At 65.3% G+C, this 18,206-nt stretch carries 16 protein-coding genes; all 16 read left to right on the top strand.

Annotated elements, in window-relative coordinates; genetic code table 11:
* Window positions 1-2 precede the first annotated feature (2 nt).
* Window positions 3-2,018 (top strand): peptidoglycan D,D-transpeptidase FtsI family protein, encoded by a 2,016-nt coding sequence (locus AC1TPF_RS26155; protein WP_482145752.1) that lies wholly within the window; start codon window positions 3-5, stop codon window positions 2,016-2,018.
* A 23-nt stretch (window positions 2,019-2,041) separates the two neighbouring features.
* The gene (locus AC1TPF_RS26150) at window positions 2,042-3,655 is read left to right on the top strand and encodes a UDP-N-acetylmuramoyl-L-alanyl-D-glutamate--2,6-diaminopimelate ligase (RefSeq protein ID WP_482145751.1); all 1,614 of its coding nucleotides are present in this window, start codon (window positions 2,042-2,044) and stop codon (window positions 3,653-3,655) included.
* Window positions 3,652-4,131: a UDP-N-acetylmuramoyl-tripeptide--D-alanyl-D-alanine ligase gene (locus AC1TPF_RS26145; RefSeq protein WP_482145750.1), complete on the top strand. Its 480-nt coding sequence runs from the start codon at window positions 3,652-3,654 to the stop codon at window positions 4,129-4,131. Before AC1TPF_RS26150 ends, AC1TPF_RS26145 begins: the two co-directional genes overlap by 4 nt.
* A gap of 46 nt (window positions 4,132-4,177) precedes the next feature.
* A complete protein-coding gene (mraY, locus tag AC1TPF_RS26140) occupies window positions 4,178-5,266 on the top strand; it encodes a phospho-N-acetylmuramoyl-pentapeptide-transferase (RefSeq protein ID WP_482142064.1) in 1,089 nt (362 codons plus the stop codon).
* Window positions 5,267-5,269: 3 nt separating this feature from the next.
* A complete protein-coding gene (murD, locus tag AC1TPF_RS26135; RefSeq protein ID WP_482142065.1) occupies window positions 5,270-6,751 on the top strand; it encodes a UDP-N-acetylmuramoyl-L-alanine--D-glutamate ligase in 1,482 nt (493 codons plus the stop codon).
* Window positions 6,751-8,571, top strand: a complete 1,821-nt coding sequence (gene ftsW, locus AC1TPF_RS26130) for a putative lipid II flippase FtsW (RefSeq protein ID WP_482145749.1) — start codon at window positions 6,751-6,753, stop codon at window positions 8,569-8,571. Before murD ends, ftsW begins: the two co-directional genes overlap by 1 nt.
* A 54-nt stretch (window positions 8,572-8,625) precedes the next feature.
* Window positions 8,626-9,753: an undecaprenyldiphospho-muramoylpentapeptide beta-N-acetylglucosaminyltransferase gene (murG, locus tag AC1TPF_RS26125; RefSeq protein WP_482145748.1), complete on the top strand. Its 1,128-nt coding sequence runs from the start codon at window positions 8,626-8,628 to the stop codon at window positions 9,751-9,753.
* Window positions 9,750-11,270: a UDP-N-acetylmuramate--L-alanine ligase gene (gene murC, locus AC1TPF_RS26120; protein WP_482145747.1), complete on the top strand. Its 1,521-nt coding sequence runs from the start codon at window positions 9,750-9,752 to the stop codon at window positions 11,268-11,270. The genes murG and murC overlap by 4 nt, the downstream gene beginning before the upstream one ends.
* Window positions 11,267-12,334: a cell division protein FtsQ/DivIB gene (locus AC1TPF_RS26115; RefSeq protein WP_482145746.1), complete on the top strand. Its 1,068-nt coding sequence runs from the start codon at window positions 11,267-11,269 to the stop codon at window positions 12,332-12,334. The genes murC and AC1TPF_RS26115 overlap by 4 nt, the downstream gene beginning before the upstream one ends.
* 202 nt (window positions 12,335-12,536) lie before the next feature.
* A complete protein-coding gene (gene ftsZ, locus AC1TPF_RS26110) occupies window positions 12,537-13,727 on the top strand; it encodes a cell division protein FtsZ (RefSeq protein ID WP_482142070.1) in 1,191 nt (396 codons plus the stop codon).
* Between the two features lie 8 nt (window positions 13,728-13,735).
* Window positions 13,736-14,452 carry a peptidoglycan editing factor PgeF gene (gene pgeF, locus AC1TPF_RS26105; RefSeq protein ID WP_482142152.1) on the top strand — a complete coding sequence of 239 codons (717 nt, stop codon included), beginning with the start codon at window positions 13,736-13,738 and terminating at the stop codon, window positions 14,450-14,452.
* Window positions 14,445-15,200, top strand: coding sequence for a YggS family pyridoxal phosphate-dependent enzyme (locus AC1TPF_RS26100; protein WP_482145745.1), 756 nt, complete (start codon window positions 14,445-14,447; stop codon window positions 15,198-15,200). Before pgeF ends, AC1TPF_RS26100 begins: the two co-directional genes overlap by 8 nt.
* 80 nt (window positions 15,201-15,280) lie before the next feature.
* Window positions 15,281-16,027, top strand: a complete 747-nt coding sequence (locus AC1TPF_RS26095; RefSeq protein ID WP_482142072.1) for a cell division protein SepF — start codon at window positions 15,281-15,283, stop codon at window positions 16,025-16,027.
* Between the two features lie 68 nt (window positions 16,028-16,095).
* On the top strand, window positions 16,096-16,377 hold the full coding sequence (locus AC1TPF_RS26090) for a YggT family protein (protein WP_482142073.1): 282 nt from the start codon (window positions 16,096-16,098) through the stop codon (window positions 16,375-16,377).
* A gap of 408 nt (window positions 16,378-16,785) precedes the next feature.
* Window positions 16,786-17,610, top strand: a complete 825-nt coding sequence (gene wag31 / locus AC1TPF_RS26085) for a DivIVA-like cell division protein Wag31 (protein ID WP_482142074.1) — start codon at window positions 16,786-16,788, stop codon at window positions 17,608-17,610.
* Window positions 17,611-17,637: 27 nt separating this feature from the next.
* The gene (locus tag AC1TPF_RS26080) at window positions 17,638-18,105 is read left to right on the top strand and encodes a hypothetical protein (RefSeq protein WP_482142075.1); all 468 of its coding nucleotides are present in this window, start codon (window positions 17,638-17,640) and stop codon (window positions 18,103-18,105) included.
* The last annotated feature ends 101 nt before the right edge of the window (window positions 18,106-18,206 follow it).

Genomic DNA, 18,206 nt, shown 5'->3' with positions numbered 1-18,206 from the left:
CGATGATGCGGCCGAGGAGTGCGGGCGACCGTCGTACCCGGCAGCGATCGGCGGGCAGGGATCGGGTCGGCCCATCCCAGCGTCCGCGGGGACGTCAGGGAACGGGTCCTGCCGGATATCGCGACAGCGACCATCCGGACAACGCGCCCCGGACGGCCGCCGGGCGTAACAGTTTCCCGGCCGGTGGTTCGCACCACGGGAGTGACGACATGATCCGGGCCAGTCGCCAATTCTTGCGGCGCCACCGGGTGGCAACGGCTTTGATCCTTGTTGTGGTCCTGGTGGTCACGGTGAAGATGACGATGCTGCAGGTTGTCGACGGTCCGTCATTGTCCGCCGAGGCGGCGAGTCAGCGTGCGGTGACCGAGGTGCTGCCCGCGAAACGTGGTGCCATCGAGGACCGCAACGGCAAGGCCATCGCCTACACCGATGACGCTCGCGCACTGACCTTCCAGCCGGCCAAGGTGCGCAAAGAGATCGAAGAAGCGCATCAGAAGGATTCGAAGCTACCGGACCTCGACACCCGGATCGGCGAGATCGCGAGGGGAATCCGAGAGGAACTCGGCAACGAGTTCGACGAGTCCTCGCTTCGTGAACTGCTGCGTAGCAACGAGACTTTCGTGTACCTGGCCCGGGCGGTCAGCCCGGAGTCGGCAAACAAGATCATCGACGAATTCCCCGAGGTCGGTTCGGAGCGACAGGACGTTCGGCTGTACCCCGGTGGCGAGTTGGCCGCGAACATCGTCGGCGACGTCGACTTCGACGGAAACGGTTTGATCGGCCTGGAATCCTCGATGGATTCAGTACTTTCAGGCGCTGACGGGTCGCGCACCTACGACCGTGGCTCCGACGGCGCGGTCATCCCGGGCAGCCCTCGCAACCTGCATCCGGCCGTCAACGGTGCCACTGTGGAACTGACCATCGACTCCGACATCCAGTGGTACGTCCAGAACCAGGTGCAGCTGGCCAAAGAACGCTCGGGCGCGGTGAACGCGTCGGCCGTGGTCATGGATGCCAAGACCGGTGAAGTGCTGGCGATGGCCAACGACGGAACGTTCAATCCCGCCAAACCCCTTGATGAACAAGGGGATGTGCAGCTCGGTGACCTACCGGTCACATCGCCATTCGAGCCCGGTTCGGTCAACAAGCTCGTCACCGCGGCGGCCGCCATCGAATACGGTGTCACCACGCCGGACGAGGTGCACCAGGTGCCGGGAACGATCACCATGTCCGATGCCACCGTGAAAGATGCCTGGGCGCATGATGTTGCGCCGTACACGACAACGGGCATCTTCGGTAAGTCCTCCAACGTCGGAACCCTGATGCTCGCCGAGAAGGTGGGCGAGGACCGATTTGCCGACATGCTCAAGCGTTTCGGCCTCGGCCAGAGCACTGATGTGGGTCTGCCGGGCGAGAGTGGCGGCGTGGTCCCGGCCCGCACGCAGTGGTCGGGTGGCACCTTTGCCAACCTTCCGATCGGCCAGGGTCTGACGATGACGCTGCTGCAGATGACGGCCATGTACCAGGCCGTTGCCAACGACGGCGTGCGGATCCCGCCGCGGATCATCCAGGCGATCAACGGCGAGGGTCAGCCCGGTGTCACCGAGCAGCCTGCAGGGGTTCGGGTGGTGAGCCCCGCGACCGCCAAGTCGGTTCGTGACATGTTCCGTTCGGTGGTCCAGAGCGATCCGATGGGTGTGCAGAACGGCACCGGCGTGAAGGCCGACGTCCCCGGATATCAGATCAGCGGTAAGACCGGTACCGCGCAGCAGGTGGATCCGAAGTGTGGTTGCTATTCCAACGAGGCGTACAACATCACATTTGCCGGAATCGCGCCCGCTGACAACCCGCGATACGTGATCGGCATCATGCTGGACAACCCGAAACGAAGCAGTGACGGCACCGGTGGACAGAGCTCTGCGCCGCTTTTCCAGACCATCGCGTCCTGGATGCTGCAGCGCGAACGGATACCACTGTCATCGGGCCCGACGCCTCCACTGGTCTTGCAAGCCGGGTGACCCCGCGGCGGTATGTTGAGGAAATGTCTGCTCCCGATAGTTCGGTGTTGCGCCCTGCCCTGGTCACCCCGACCTCGGTCGAGGCTCTCGCGGCGACCGGCAACACACAGATACATCTGATCGGCACGGCGACAGGACAGACCGCGGTGAGCGGTGTGACCCTTCGGGCGCAGGATGTTCGGCCCGGAGACCTGTTCGCGGCGCTACCGGGCAGCCATTTCCACGGTGCGCAATTCGCCGCGGATGCACTGGCTGCCGGTGCGACGGCGGTACTGACCGATCCCGCCGGACGCGACATCGTCGCCGGTCTCGATGGCGCCCATGACTGTGCCGTGCTGGTTCATCCGCAGCCGCGGCAGGTCCTCGGTGACCTCAGCTCCCAGATATACGGCCACCCCTCCCGGCGTCTGACACTGATCGGTATCACCGGAACCTCGGGCAAGACCACCACGAGCTACCTCACCGAGGCGGCGCTGATGGCGGACGGGCACTCGGTGGGACTGATCGGCACCGTCGAGACCCGGATCGCCGGGATTCGGCAGCCCAGTGCGCTGACCACGCCGGAGGCCCCACAGTTGCAGGGGTTGTTGGCCGCAATGCTCGAGCAAGGTGTGGATTCGGTGGTGATGGAGGTCTCGAGTCACGCCTTGTATCTGGGTCGTGTCGACGGCAGCCGGTTCGCGCTGGGGGCTTTCACCAATCTCTCGCAGGACCATCTCGACTTCCATCCGACCATGCGCGACTACTTCAACACCAAAGCGCTTCTGTTCCAGCCGGATTCGCCGGTTCACGCTGAGGCGTCGGTGATCTGCATCGATGATGACTGGGGCCGTGAGATGTTGCAGATCGCCGGCCCCGGCGCGGTCAGTGTGTCGACGTCGGGTTCAGGGGAGGGCGTCGACTGGCATGCCGGACCATCCGAGGTAGCCGCAGACGGTGCACAGCACGTCACGATGACCGGGCCGGACGGCCGGTCGTACGAGATGGTTGTCCCGATGCCGGGCCGCTACAACGTCGCCAATGCGCTGACCGCAGTTGCGCTCGCGGCCGGTGCCGGTGTGCCGACGGCGACGGCGATCGCATCGATCGGTGACGTTGCGGTACCCGGACGAGTCGAGCGCGTGGTCCGCGGGCAGCCGTTCCTCGCCGTGGTCGACTACGCCCACAAACCCGCCGCGCTCGAGGCCGTCATCGGCACGCTGCGAGGACAGAGCAAAGGCCGCATCGCCGTTGTCGTGGGAGCCGGTGGCGACCGCGACACCGGTAAGCGTCCGATCATGGGTGAGGCGGCCGCACGCGGCGCCGAGTTCGTGGTCGTGACCGATGACAATCCGCGATCCGAAGTACCAGCCGAGATCCGGGCGCAGGTGGTCGCCGGAGCCGCGGCCGTACCGCTTGCCGAGCGCCCCTCGGACGCTGAACCGGTCCGGGAGATCGGCGACCGGGCCGAGGCGATCGAAGCCGCCGTCCGCTGGGCGCGGCCCGGTGACGTGGTGCTGGTGGCGGGCAAAGGCCACGAGGCCGGTCAAGAGATCCACGGCGTGAAGCATCCCTTCGACGATCGGGTCGTCCTGGCCCGGGCGATCGATGATCTTGGAACGCAACAGAATTCAACTGACACGGAGTCATCACAGTGAGCAATACCGATAGTGGCCAGGCCGAGCGGGTGGACCGGGTCGACACCAGGGCGGTACGCGCCGCCCTGCGGGACCTGGCCGATGCGGTGCACGCCGCGCCGGAGCGGCGCAGTTGGGCGGTGCTCGGTGAGATGGACCTCCCGCCGGATCTCGATGCCGATGATCGGCTTCAGATGACGCGCTGGGTGGTCTCCCACGACGAACTCGGACGGCTGGCTGTGCGCCTGGACATCGGTCAGGTCATCTGCGTGGGTACCTCTCGAGCCGTACACGGACTCCACCAAGGTGCGGTCATGGAGGGGTCGTGGGGTTCGGAGGCGGTCCTGGTGTCCACACCACAGGAGGCTGCGGAGATACTGGACGCGCAACTCGGCGAGCACGATGTGGTGCTGGTGATGGGTGGGCGCGAGCTCGGTCTGACCGAATTCTTGAACGGCCGCGGCGACCGCCGGACTCCGGGCGGCGATCCTGCGTGAACGTCTTCGACCACAGCTTTGATACTCGACAGATAGGGATGTTCAGGTGAGGCAGATCCTGATTGCGGGCGTGATCTCGCTGGCGGTGGCGATCTTGCTGACCCCGGTGCTGATCAAGGTCTTTTCGCGTCAAGGCTTCGGTCAGGAGATCAGGGTCGAGGGGCCCGCGAGCCACCAGACCAAGCGCGGGACCCCGTCGATGGGCGGCGTGGCGATCGTCGCCGCACTGTGGGCGGGCTACTGGGGATCGCATCTGTTCGGGTACATCACAGACGGCAGCGGTCCGACGGCCTCGGGCATCCTGGTGCTGTCGCTGGCGACCACGTTGGCGCTTGTCGGCTTCCTCGACGACTTCATCAAGATCCGCAAGCAGCGCAACCTCGGACTGAACAAGACCGCGAAGTCGGTGGGTCAGCTCATCGCCGCATTGCTGTTCGGTGTGCTGGCGCTGCAGTTCCGCAACGAGGCCGGTTACCAGCCGGCAAGCCCGAAGCTGTCCTATGTCCGTGAGATCGACGCCATCGCCATGGGTTCGGTGGTCTTCATCATCTTCGTGTGGCTGGTCGTGTCGGCATGGTCCAACGCGGTCAACTTCACCGACGGACTCGACGGCCTCGCCGCGGGTTCGATGGCGATGGTGCTCGGGTCCTACGTCCTGATCACGTTCTGGCAGTACCGCAACGCCTGTGTCGGTGGGCCCAAAGCTGCCGAGCCCGGTTGCTATACCGTCCGCGATCCACTCGATCTGGCGTTGATCGCGGTGGCCGGCGGTGGAGCCTGTCTGGGATTCCTGTGGTGGAATGCCGCGCCGGCCAAGATATTCATGGGCGACACCGGTTCTCTGGCACTGGGTGGTCTGCTTGCCGGTCTCTCGATCACGACGAGTACCGAGTTGTTGGCCGTCGTCGTCGGCGCGTTGTTCGTCGCCGAGATCATCTCGGTTGTCATCCAGATCGCAGTCTTCCGGACCACCGGCAGGCGGGTGTTCCGGATGGCGCCGTTCCATCATCACTTCGAACTGTCCGGGTGGGCGGAAACCACGGTGATCATCAGGTTCTGGCTGCTGACCGCCATCGCCTGCGCTCTGGGGCTGTCGCTGTTCTACAGCGAATTCCTCGGTGCAAGTGGGGGATAGCCGATGACGGTGCAGGAATCACCGTGGGGTGAGCGGGTTCTGGTCGCAGGCGCCGGTGTTGCCGGAGCCTCCGCAGCACGGTTCCTGCTGAACCAGGGTGTGGCGGTCACCGTCTGCGACAACCGACCTGCCGCGCTCGAGCCGCTGGTGGCCGCCGGTGCTGCGGCGGTGTCCCCGGACACTCTGACCGCTACCTCGGACTGGACCACCGACTTCGACCTCGTCGTCGCATCGCCGGGCTTTCGGCCCGACAACCCGCTGGTGGTTGCGGCCGCGGGGCTACCGGTCTGGGGCGAGGTCGAATTGGCCTGGCAGGTGGACCGATCCGGCGTCACCGGGCCGCCACGTCAGTGGCTGGTGGTCACCGGTACCAACGGCAAGACCACCACAACCGGGATGATCGAGTCGATCATGTCCGCTGCCGGAGCCTCGGTCATGGCCTGCGGCAACATCGGCCTGCCGGTGCTCGACGCGTTGGTCGCGGAGCCCCGCGTCGACGTGCTCGCGGTGGAACTGTCGTCCTTTCAACTCTTCTGGGCACCGTCCGTACGTCCGACCGCGGGTGTGGTGCTCAACATCGCCGAAGACCACCTCGACTGGCACGGCTCGATGGATGCCTACATCCAGGCCAAGGCGATCGCCCTGTCGGGGCCGGTTGCGGTGGTCGGCCGCGACGACCCGGTGGCAGGCAACCTCACCGGTTCGGATCCGGAAGGGCGCACGCTCGGATTCCGGCTCGGGGTCCCGGAACCGGATGAACTCGGTGTTGTCGACGGCCGACTGGTCGACCGGGTCGACTGGGACGCCGGTGGCGATTCCCGTCCGGTCCCGTTGTCCGATGTCGTTGCCTTGATCGACGCCGACAAGGTGCGGCCGCAGGGTCCGTCCGGCGTACTCGATGCGCTGGCGGCGGCGGCGCTGTGCCGGTCCGTCGGGGTGAGCCCGCAGGCCGTGGCCGAAGGGCTCGAAGCGTTCACCGTCGCCGGACACCGCAGTGCGCCGGTCGCCATTGTTGGGACCACCACCTTCATCGATGACTCGAAGGCGACGAACCCCCACGCCGCGCAGGCCTCGATCCTGGGACATCGCCGGGTGATCTGGATTGCCGGGGGATTGCTGAAGGGCGCTTCGGTCGACGAACTCATCGTCGCCGTCCGCGATCGGCTCGCCGGGGTGGTGATCATCGGAGCCGATCGCGACATCATCAGAGATGCAATGGCACGACACGCCCCTCTGGTCCCAACAGTCACACGAGTAACAGGGGAAGATGGGGCGGTGAACATCGCTTCCGCTACTGCGGTCATGGACAGCGCGGTGCGGGCCGCCTGGGACCTCTGCGCAGCCGACCCGGACACCCCTGATGCAGTGGTGTTGGCCCCGGCGGCGGCATCGCTGGACATGTTCTCCGGTTACGGAGCCCGCGGCGACAGCTTCGCCGCGAGTGCCCGCGCCCTCCCGGGCGCGCAGGTGCTGGGGGAATCCTGATGCGAAAGAACCGGATCAACGCGGACTCTGACAATTCTGATTCGAATATCGACTCCGATCCGGAAACAAGCCTGGGCGGCGTAGACCTCGAGGACGACGGGGATCTGGAAGGCGTCGACATCGGCGGCGGCTCCGATGACAAGGCCGAGGCCGCCGGTTCGACCGGGGCCGGTACTCGCAGCACATCCAAGTCCGGGCCAGAGCGCAAGTCCGGGCCAGAGCGCCGCGTCATCTCCCTTGGCGAGGGGATCGGTTCGATTCTGACCAGGATCGCCGGTGTCCTGAGCCGGCCACTTGCGTCGTTTCATCTCGTGGTGACCCTCACCGTCCTGCTGACCGCCTTCGGGTTGGTGATGGTGCTGTCGGCATCGTCGGTGGAGGGCTATTCCAAAACCGGTTCGTCGTACGGCATGTTCACCACGCAGTTGGTGTTCGCCGCGATGGGTGTGGTGCTGTTCTACTTCGCCGTCCGGATGCCGGTGCGGATCATGCGACGGCTGGCCGCCCCGGCGATCATCATCACCACGATCATGCTGATGCTGGTCCTCGTGCCGGGCATCGGAACGCTGAGTCAGGGTGCCCGACGTTGGTTTGTCATCGGTGGACTCTCGGTGCAGCCCTCAGAACTGGCCAAGGTTGCACTCTGTGTCTGGGGTGCCCATCTGCTCGCCTCACGTCGCCGGGATGACGCGCAACTGCGTGAGCTGCTGATCCCGCTGATCCCGGTCGCGGTCCTGATCTGTGGCCTGATCATCCTGGAGCCGAACCTCAGTACCACCATCACCATCGCGATCATCATCGGCGCACTGCTGTGGTTTGCGGGTCTGCCGATGAAGGTCTTCGGCTTCTTCGCGCTCACCGGTGTGGCGCTGGCCGCCGTGTTCGCCATGTCGGCCGGCTACCGCAGCGCGCGGGTGCTCAGCTTCCTGGGTCAGGACAACGATCCGCAGGGTGCCGGTTACCAGGCCCGGCAGGCACGCTATGCCCTCGCCAACGGTGGACCGTTCGGTGAAGGACTCGGGCAGAGCCGGGCGAAGTGGAACTACCTGCCCAACGCCCACAACGACTTCATCTTCGCGATCATCGGCGAAGAACTCGGACTCGTCGGTGGCGTCATCGTGCTGCTGCTGTTCGGTCTGTTCGCCTTTGTCGGCCTGCGGATCGCGGTGCGCTCGGTGGACCCGTTCCTGCGACTGCTCACCGCGACCATCACGATCCTGGTGACCGCGCAGGCACTGATCAACATCAGCTACGTCGTCGGACTGCTCCCGGTGACGGGCATCCAGCTGCCGTTGCTGTCGGCCGGTGGCACCTCGACGCTGACCACACTGATCATGTTCGGTTTGCTGGCCAACGCGGCTCGGCACGAACCCGAAGCGGTTGCGGCGCTGGCATCGGGCGGTGACGGCAGGTTCGGCCGAATGCTCCGGCTGCCCAACCCGGTTCCGTACGCTCAGACCCGTGCCGAGGTTCTGCGCGACCGCCTGGACCGGCGACGGGTGCAGCGCGCACCGAGTCCGGTGGGACGCGCACGCCGCGCCGCGGCCACCGAACCGGCGCGGCGACCGGCCCAGAAGCGGCAGCCTCCACGCAGCCATCCGGCGCGTGAGGACACCAGGCGCGTGCGGGTGCAGCGACCCCAGGATTGGGGTTACGACGGCACTGCGAACCCGCCGCAGCGCCGGTCGCAGTCACTGCGTAACAATGACAGTTATGCCCATGATCGTCAGCCGCGAGATATCCGTCGCGGCAGCAATACCTCTGCCCGTCCGGCCTACGGCGAGGACCGCCGATACCGCGATCCGCGACCGAGGCGGTGAGCGAACCGCCGGATGGAAATCTGGACGGGGCGCAGGCGGATGGGGCACGAAACCATGAGTGAATCGACCCGGCCACTGTCGGTTGTGGTGGCAGGTGGCGGTACAGCCGGTCATATCGAACCGGCGATGGCCGTCGCGGATGCGTTGATCGAGATCGATCCGACGATCAAGGTCACCGCGCTGGGTACAGCGCGTGGGCTCGAGACGACTTTGGTGCCCGAGCGCGGCTATCGGCTCGAGCTGATCCCGCCCGTACCGTTGCCCCGCAAACCCAACGCGGATCTGGCCAAACTTCCACTGCGGCTGCCCAAGTCGGTCGCGGCTACGCGTCGGATCCTCGACGAGGTGGACGCGGATGTGGTCATTGGCTTCGGTGGATACGTCGCGTTGCCTGCGTACCTGGCGGCCCGTCTGCGGAGCCGTTCGGGCGCGCGGATCCCAGTGGTCATCCATGAGGCCAACGCGCGCGCCGGTGTGGCGAACAAGGTGGGTGCGCGGCTGGCCCAGCGCGTGCTGGCCGCGGTTCCCGGATCGGGCCTGGCGGCCGAAGTTGTCGGAATCCCCGTGCGCGCAGCAATTTCCGATCTCGATCGGGGTGCGTTGCGAGCGCAGGCCCGAGCCTTTTTCGGGCTCGATCCCGATGCGCCGACACTGCTGGTGTTCGGTGGATCGCAAGGTGCGCAGAGTCTGAACTCCGCGGTCCGCGGTGCGGCGCAGGTATTGGCGGACAACGGTATCGGTGTTCTGCACGCCTATGGGAAGAAGAACACCCTCGAGCCGTTCGACGCGACACCGGCGTATGTCGGCCTGCCTTACATCTCGCGGATGGACCTCGCGTACGCGGCGGCGGATCTGGCCATCTGCCGCTCTGGCGCGATGACCGTTGCCGAGGTCTCGGCAACCGGCCTGCCCGCGGTGTACGTCCCACTTCCGCATGGCAACGGTGAGCAACGACTGAACGCCGCTCCACTGGTCGAGGCCGGCGGTGGACTGATGGTCGACGATGCCGATCTGACGCCGGACTATGTGGCACAGACCATTCCGCCGTTGCTGACCGATCCCGAGCGGCTGGCGGCCATGGCCGCTGCGGCCGCCGGATCGGGTGCCAGGGGTGCCGCGCAGGCTGTCGCCGCGGCCGGCATCGAACTCGCGCAAGCCCGGCGTGCGGCGGCGAGCCGATGAACGAGCCGATTGTCGGAGACATGAAACAACCGTTGCCTGCACAACTTTCGCGCGTGCACATGGTCGGGATCGGTGGCGCGGGTATGTCCGGGCTGGCACGCATCCTGTTGGCGCGTGGGGGTCAGGTCTCGGGAAGCGACGCAAAGGAATCGCGGGGTGTGGTCGATCTGCGCACTCGTGGTGCCCAGATCCACATCGGGCATGACAGTGCCGCACTCGACATGCTCGACGGCGGCCCGACGGTGGTGGTCACCACCCTGGCCGCCATCCCCAAGGACAACCCCGAACTGGTGGCAGCACGCGAACGGGGAATCCCCATCCTGCTGCGGCCCGGAGTGCTGGCGACGTTGATGGAGGGGCATCGCAATCTGCTGATCGCGGGCACCCACGGCAAGACGTCCACCACGTCGATGACGGTGGTCGCCCTGCAGCACTGTGGTCTCAATCCGTCGTTTGCCATCGGTGGACAGCTGAACGAATCCGGAACCAACGCACACCACGGCTCGGGCGAGCTGTTCGTGGCCGAGGCCGACGAGAGCGATGGATCGCTCCTGGAATACACGCCGAATGTGGCTGTGGTGACCAATGTCGAGTCCGATCATCTCGATTTCTTCGGGACCGTAGAGGCCTATGTGAGGGTGTTCGACGACTTCGCCGACCGCATCGTCGACGGCGGGACCCTCGTGGTCTGCCTGGACGATCCGGGTTCGGCGGCGTTCGCGGGCCGAGTGGTCGACCGGTTGGCCGAGCGGGGGATATCGGTCCGCGGCTACGGCGAAGGTGTGCATCGCGATCTGGCGCCGAATGTTCCGTTGGATGCCGAGCTGTTGGCCTGGCAGAGCCGCGCCGGTGGGGGTGTCGCGCAGGTGCGATTCACCGACCGTGACGGTGTGGTCGCCGAACGCGAGATGAATCTGCCGGTCCCCGGTAAACACATGGCGCTCAACGCGATGGCTGCGGTACTCGCCGGAGAGTCTGCCGGGGCGCAGATCTCCGATGTGATCAGAGGCGTTGAAGGTTTCACCGGTGTACACCGCCGATTCCAGCTGCGCGGTGCGGTCGGTGGAATCCGCGTGTTCGACGACTACGCACATCACCCCACCGAGGTTCGGGCGGTGCTGACCGCGGCGCGCGACATGGTGGACGTCGACGGTGGCCGTGTGGTGGCCATCTTCCAGCCCCATCTGTATTCACGCACACAAACATTCGCGACCGAGTTCGCCGCCGCACTCGACCTCGCCGATCAGGTCATCGTGCTCGATGTCTACGGAGCCCGCGAGCAACCGATCCCGGGGATCAGTGGCGTGACGATCGCCGAACGGATCGGCAAACCCGTTGCGTTCCAGCCGGATGTCTCGGCGCTACCGCGTCAGGTGGTCGAGCTGGCTCAGCCGCAGGACGTGATCCTCACCATCGGTGCCGGCGACGTGACCATGCAGGCAGGGGAGATAGTCATAGCGTTGCGCGATGCCGGTCGGGTGAATCAGGACGACCGGATTCCGCGGGGCGAACAATGAGCGACCGTCGTCGGCCCGGCCGCGATGGGAAGTCGCGGCGTACCGGCGACGCAGAGGTCGTCGGTTCGGATGAGCTCGGTCCAGACGACCCCGACCCAGGGAAGATCGACGCAGCGGACACGGACGCGGAAGACCCTGGCCCACATGATTTCGGGGACGAGTTCGGCGCAGAAGAATTCGATCCCGACGAGTTCGGTGATGACCTGGAAGACGACGACATCAAAGTCGGCGATATCGAAGCCGGTAAGGGCGTCGAGGACTCCGACAGATCGGACGATTCGGACGGCAGGGGAAGGTCGGCGAGGGACCGCGGCCGACAGTTCGGCCGCAGCAGGTTCAGTTGGCTGCGTCGCAACAACAGTGGTCGCAAGAACAGTGGTCGCAGTCGCGCCCGGCCCGCGATCAGCGGCATGCGTGTGCTGGTCGGCACCATCGGTGCCATCGTGGCGGTCATCGCACTGTTCCTGGTTGCGTACTTCACGCCGCTGATGTCGGTGCGAAGCGTCGACGTGACGGGCAATTCCGTGGTGCAGGCGGAGGAGATCACCTCCGCGGCAGCAGTTCCCGCGGGTGAGCCGCTCCTGCAGGTCGATGCTGCGGCCGCGGCCCAGCGGGTGTCGATGATTCCGCGGATCGCCTCGGTCCGGGTCAAGCGTGAGTACCCCTCGACCATCAGCATCTCGGTGGTCGAGCGCGTCCCCGTGGTGTTCACCGAACGTGACGGACAGAAGTATTTGATGGACAAGCTGGGATTCGAGTTCGCGCAACAGGATCCGCCGCCCGGGCTGGCCCAGTTACGTACCCGGAACCCGGGTTCGGGCGACGCCTCGACGCGGGCCGCGTTGACCGTGATGGCCGAGGTTCCCCCTTACGTGTCCGGACAAATCGCCGCGATCGAAGTCAGTTCTCCGGTCAATATCGTGTTGGTACTCAAGGACAACCGCACCGTGGTCTGGGGAGACGACAGTCGAAACGCGGAGAAAGCGGAGACCCTGCGCCATGTGCTGACGCAACCGGGGACCGAATATAATGTGTCCAGCCCGTCGAATCCGACGTTCAAATAGCCGATTTGGTGCAATTCGCAGAGTTCTTTCCCGACACGCCGCGCCGGTTGCTGGCTCCGGTGTCCGAAGGTGCCTAGCGTTTCCATCAGCACACGACTACTTGACATAACTCTAAGCCTGTGGTTTAGGTTGAGGGTTTTCGCGAAGCGGCCGTGCCGTAGAACCAAACTGGTTCGAACAGACCAAAAGGAAGGCGAGCGCCATGACGCCCCCGCACAACTACCTTGCCGTGATCAAGGTCGTCGGTATTGGCGGCGGCGGAGTAAATGCCGTCAACCGCATGATCGAACAGGGACTCAAAGGTGTTGAGTTCATCGCGATCAACACCGATGCCCAGGCCCTGCTGATGAGTGACGCCGACGTCAAGCTCGACGTCGGTCGCGACTCCACCCGCGGGCTCGGCGCCGGCGCCGACCCCGAGGTCGGTCGCCGCGCCGCCGAAGACGCGAAAGACGAGATCGAGGAGCTCATCAAGGGCGCCGACATGGTCTTCGTCACCGCGGGCGAGGGCGGTGGCACCGGCACCGGTGGCGCACCCGTCGTCGCGAGCATCGCGCGCAAGCTCGGTGCGCTGACCGTGGGCGTGGTCACCCGGCCGTTCTCGTTCGAGGGCAAGCGTCGCGGGGGACAGGCCGAGGTCGGCATCACCGCTCTGCGCGAATCGTGCGACACCCTCATCGTGATCCCCAACGACCGTCTGCTGCAGATGGGCGATGCCGCCGTCAGCCTGATGGATGCGTTCCGCAGTGCCGATGAGGTGCTCCTGAACGGTGTTCAGGGCATCACCGACCTGATCACCACACCCGGGCTGATCAACGTCGACTTCGCCGACGTCAAGGGTGTGATGAGCAATGCCGGTAGCGCCCTGATGGGTATCGGTTCCTCGCGCGGCGAGAATCGCGCAACCAAGGCCGCAGAGTCGGCGATCAACTCGCCGCTGCTCGAGGCTTCGATGGAGGGCGCGCACGGCGTGCTCATCTCCATCGCAGGCGGCAGCGACCTCGGTCTGTTCGAGATCAACGAGGCGGCCACGCTGGTGCAGGAAGCTGCCCACATCGACGCCAACATCATCTTCGGCACCGTGATCGACGACAACCTCGGCGACGAGGTTCGCGTCACGGTCATCGCAGCCGGCTTCGACAGCGGATCACCGGCTCGCAAGCCGGTCGAGTCCGCGGCCACGGTCGCCGCTCGCAGCGCCTCGGTTGGATCCGGACGCTCCGGTGTCGTGTCGAAGGGCAGCGACTCCGAACGCCGCGACTCGCTGTTCGCGCAGGCTCCCGCCGGAGACCCCTTTGCCGATGATCGCCAGGGACGCCAGACCTCACGTCCGGCCCACGGTATGGACGAGGCCGACGACGAGGTGGACGTTCCCCCGTTCATGAAGCGCTGAGCGTGGCAGTGGGTTTTCGTGTCCGGCGGGTGACCACCTCGCGGGCCGGTGGCTTTTCGACCGGACCCTATGCTTCGTTCAATCTCGGTGATCATGTCGGTGACGATCCGGAGGCTGTGTCACGCAACCGGATCCGGCTCGGTGAAGAGATCGGTGTCGGTCCCTCGCGGGTGGTCTGGATGGAACAGATCCACAGCCGCAACGTGGTGACCGTCGACGGTCCGGTGTCCGAGCCGGTGCCTGCCACCGACGCGTTGGTCACCACGACCAAGGATCTCGCGTTGGCGGTGCTCTCGGCCGATTGCGTTCCGTTGCTGCTCAGTGATGAGACGGCGGGTGTGATCGCGGCCGTCCATGCCGGACGGGTCGGCGCGCGGATCGGGATCGTGCCGCGCGTGCTCGCCGAGATGGAAGCCGCAGGCGCGGTGGTGAGCCGGATCGGCGCGTTCATGGGACCGGCGGCCAGTGGTCGGCAGTACGAGGTGCCCGCGCACATGCAGGCCGATGTCGAGGCGCACTTGCCCGGTAGCGCCACCAAGACACTCAAGGGCACCCCCGGGCTGGATCTTCGGGCAGGCATCCGCCGGCAGCTATTGGAGGCCGGGGTCAATGGGGTGGCGCAGGATCCTCGGTGCACGATCGAGGACCAGTCCCTGTTCAGTCACCGGCGTGGTGCGCCGACAGGACGGATCGCCTCGGTCATCTGGATGGACAGCGGTGCCTGAGGGCTCTGACCGGTCATCCGAGCGCGGAGAAGAACTCGCCGCGAATTTTGAACGTGTGCGCAGTCGTGTCGACGCGGCTTGCCTCGCGGCGGGTCGCTCCCCGGCCGAGGTTCAGTTGTTGCCCGTCACCAAGTTCTTCCCGGCGCAGGACGTGCTTTTGCTGGTTGCCGCAGGCGCCACCGAGTTTGGTGAATCGCGTGAACCGGAGGCCGGTGAGAAGGCCGCGGAGGTTCGGGCCTCGACCGGTCGCGCCGATCTGCGGTTCCACATGATCGGGCAGTTGCAGCGCAACAAGGCGAAGTCGGTGGCCCGCTGGGCCGACCGGGTGCATTCGGTCGACAGTCTCAAACTCGCCCAGGCACTCGACCGCGCCGTCGGAACCGCCCGCGAGGACGGCGCGCGGGCCGGAGCGCTGGAGGTCCTCATCCAGATCGGCCTCGATGACGACGAGGCCAAGGGGCGCGGCGGGGTATCGGCAGACGAACTGCCGGGCCTGGCCGACGCCATCGCCGAATCGGCGAATCTCCAATTGTGCGGGCTGATGGTGATCGCCCCACTCGGTGGTTCGGCGGAGCAGTGGCTGGAGCAGGCGGCCCGCATCCACCAGGGATTTGTCACGCAATACCCGGCGGCGACCGAATTGTCGGCGGGTATGTCAGACGATCTCGAGCTCGCTGTCAAGTACGGATCGACATGCGTGCGTGTCGGTACCGCAATCATGGGCTCCCGGCCAGTAATCTCGCCCTAACAGTTAGTCACATGAGTAACACGAGCAACACGGCTAACAAAGATTGTCGAGTACAAGCTGCGACTGAAAGAGGAAATGCGATGAGCACCATCCACAAGTTCAAGGCGTACTTCGGCATGGTCCCGCCCGGAGACTACGAAGACGACTACTTGGAGGATCCGGCTCCCGCCCGGGCTCGCCGGTATGAGCGTGACTACCGCGATGGCGACTACCGCGAGCCGTTCTACGGTGACGAAGCCGCTGTCGCCCGTCCGTATCGGGACGAGGTCGATGACCGTGACTACCGCGAGGCCGAGTTCGCAGGCGCCGAGTACGAGCGCGCTCCGGAGTACGCCTACGCCGGTGCTCGTCGCCCCCAGTTCGAATCGGCCGATCGGTACGCCGCCGCACCGGCGCCTGCCCGGCCTTCGGCACGCCTCGAGCCGCTCGGCAGCACCCGGCCCGCAGCCGCGCGTACCACCACTGTCGGTGGCGGCACGAGCACTCGTGGCGCACTTGCACTCGATTCCCGCGCAGAGTTGGACCGCGTCTTCGAAGAAGGCAACCCGCTCGGCAAGATCACCACATTGCGGCCGAGCAGTTACGCCGAGGCGCGCACCATCGGTGAGCGTTTCCGCGACGGCAGCCCGGTCATCATGGATCTCGTCGACATGAGCAACGCCGACGCCAAGCGCCTTGTCGATTTTGCGGCCGGTCTTGCGTTCGCTCTGCACGGATCGTTCGACAAGGTCGCGACCAAGGTCTTCCTGCTGGCCCCCGCCGACATCGACGTCTCGGCCGAGGATCGCCGCAAGATCGCCGAGACCGGCTTCTACAACCACCAGTAGGACCTCGGCAACAGGCCGCTGGTGCTGCGGTTTTCCCAAACCGCAGCGAAATCGGGCAGAGTTGTGGCGTGACGATCGCGCGAGAGATTATTTACTACGTCCTTTTCATCTACTGGTTGCTGCTCCTGGGCCGGCTGGTGATCGAATTGGTTCGTACATTTGCCAGGGAATGGCGCCCGACCGGCGCCTCGGTTGTGGTCATCGAGGGTGTCTTCACATCCACCGATCCGCCGATCAAGACGCTGCGGCGCATCCTCCCGCCGATCCCGCTCGGTCCGGTCCGCTTGGATCTGTCCCTGATGATCACGATGATCCTGGTGTTGATAGCGATGACCGTGGTTGCCGGATAGTTCGGCCCGCCCAGATTCTATTGCCCGAATCCTCGTATCCGCCCACTGAATTCGTGGGAGATCTGCGGTGCGTGGCGTCGGAGACACTCCGCGTGAACAGGGCGATGATGTTCCGGATCACCTTGAGTGGCGTGGGACGCACTAGTATCGAGTAGGTTGATAACAAACGGGTCACGGATTCACGGCGCGCCGTTCTAAATGGTGCGTTTTGACCGCTGTTTGATTTCGACATCGCATCCATAGGGTGCAACGAACGGTTCTAGTGTGACAGGATGGACGCCAGTTACAGCCTGTGTGCATATCGTGAATAATATGAAGGACGCTCACGGTTCGGCGGACACGCTGAGCCAGCATCTGCCCGAAAAGTAGAAGACCGAAGTTCGACACAAGGTATAAGGGGACCGACCAATGCGGCTGACACCAGCTGATGTGCACAACGTCGCGTTCAGCAAACCGCCGATCGGCAAACGCGGCTACAACGAGGACGAGGTAGATCAGTTCCTCGACTTCGTAGAAGCCGAACTGGCGCGTTTGATCGAAGAGAACACTGACCTGAAACAACGGGTTGAAGAGCTCGAGGGCGAGGTCACTGCGGCGAAGAACGCGCCGGCACCGACTCCAGAACCTGCAACGCAGGCGTTTGCGGCAGCACAACCGGCGGCTCCGGCCCCCGAGTCCGCGCCGCCCGCGGCACCGCAGAACGACGACCAGAGCGTCCGGGCCGCCCGAGTGTTGGGTCTGGCTCAGGAGACCGCCGATCGACTCACCAACAATGCTCGTAGTGAGTCCGAGTCAATGGTGGCCGATGCCCGCGCCCGCGCAGACGCGCTGGTCGGCGACGCCCGCTCGAAGTCCGAGGCGATGCTGAGCGACGCGCGCCAGCGGTCGGAGGCCATCCTCGCCGATTCGCAGACCCGCGCCGAGACGCAGACGCGTCAGGCTCAGGAGAAGGCAGCTGCCCTACAGGCGGATGCCGAGCGCAAGCACACCGAGATCATGGGCACCATCAACCAGCAGCGTTCGGTGCTGGAAGGCCGGATCGAGCAGCTCAAGACCTTTGAGCGCGAGTACCGGACACGGCTCAAGACCTACCTGGAGTCGCAGCTCGAAGAGCTGCAGCAACGGGGCAGCGCGGCACCGGTGGACAACGCACGCGGTGGTGATGCCTTCTCGTCCGATCCGGGCAATGGTGGCTTTACCAACACGGGCGGATTCTCCAAGCCGAGCAACTGACGCGACCGGGTAACCAGGACGCTTCAAGTGTTGGTTTTGGCGCTGTCGGCCACGCTGGTGGGATTCGTCCTACTGGTGGCGGCTTTGCTCAGTGGTGTTCTCTGGTTGGCGATAGCCTGTGTGGTCGTCTGCGTGATAGGCGTCGGATTTCTCATCGCCGACCTACTCGGACTGGGGCGGAGTTCCTCTGCCGCAGCCCAACCCGGCGCGGACGATCCCCACGACAGTGACGCTTCCAGTGGCGACACCGCGGACAGTGATTTGAGTGATGACGAGGTCGGGGCCTCGGATCAGGAGCAGGCTGGGGATTGGTCCGCCGTGGCGGAACATGAGGAAGATCCCGCAGCCGGCGACTCGTCCGAGGGCCACACCCGCAATGCAGGCGACGATGACGTGGGATCTGAAGCCGACACCGGTGAGATCCCGCGGATATCGAAACATGGTCGGAATGACGATCCGCCGACCGAAGAAATCTTTCTGGACAAACCACGTTAGACTCGAACACGCGTTGATCCGGCCATCACCGGGGAGCACCCGGAAGAACGGGGCCGTGAGGTCCCCAGTAGAACCGGGCGGATGAGGTCCGTCAAAGCCTC

This window comes from Williamsia sp. Y853, assembly GCF_056786495.1.
Note: the sequence above shows the minus strand (reverse complement) of the source record. Positions and strands in the feature narration are given on the sequence as shown.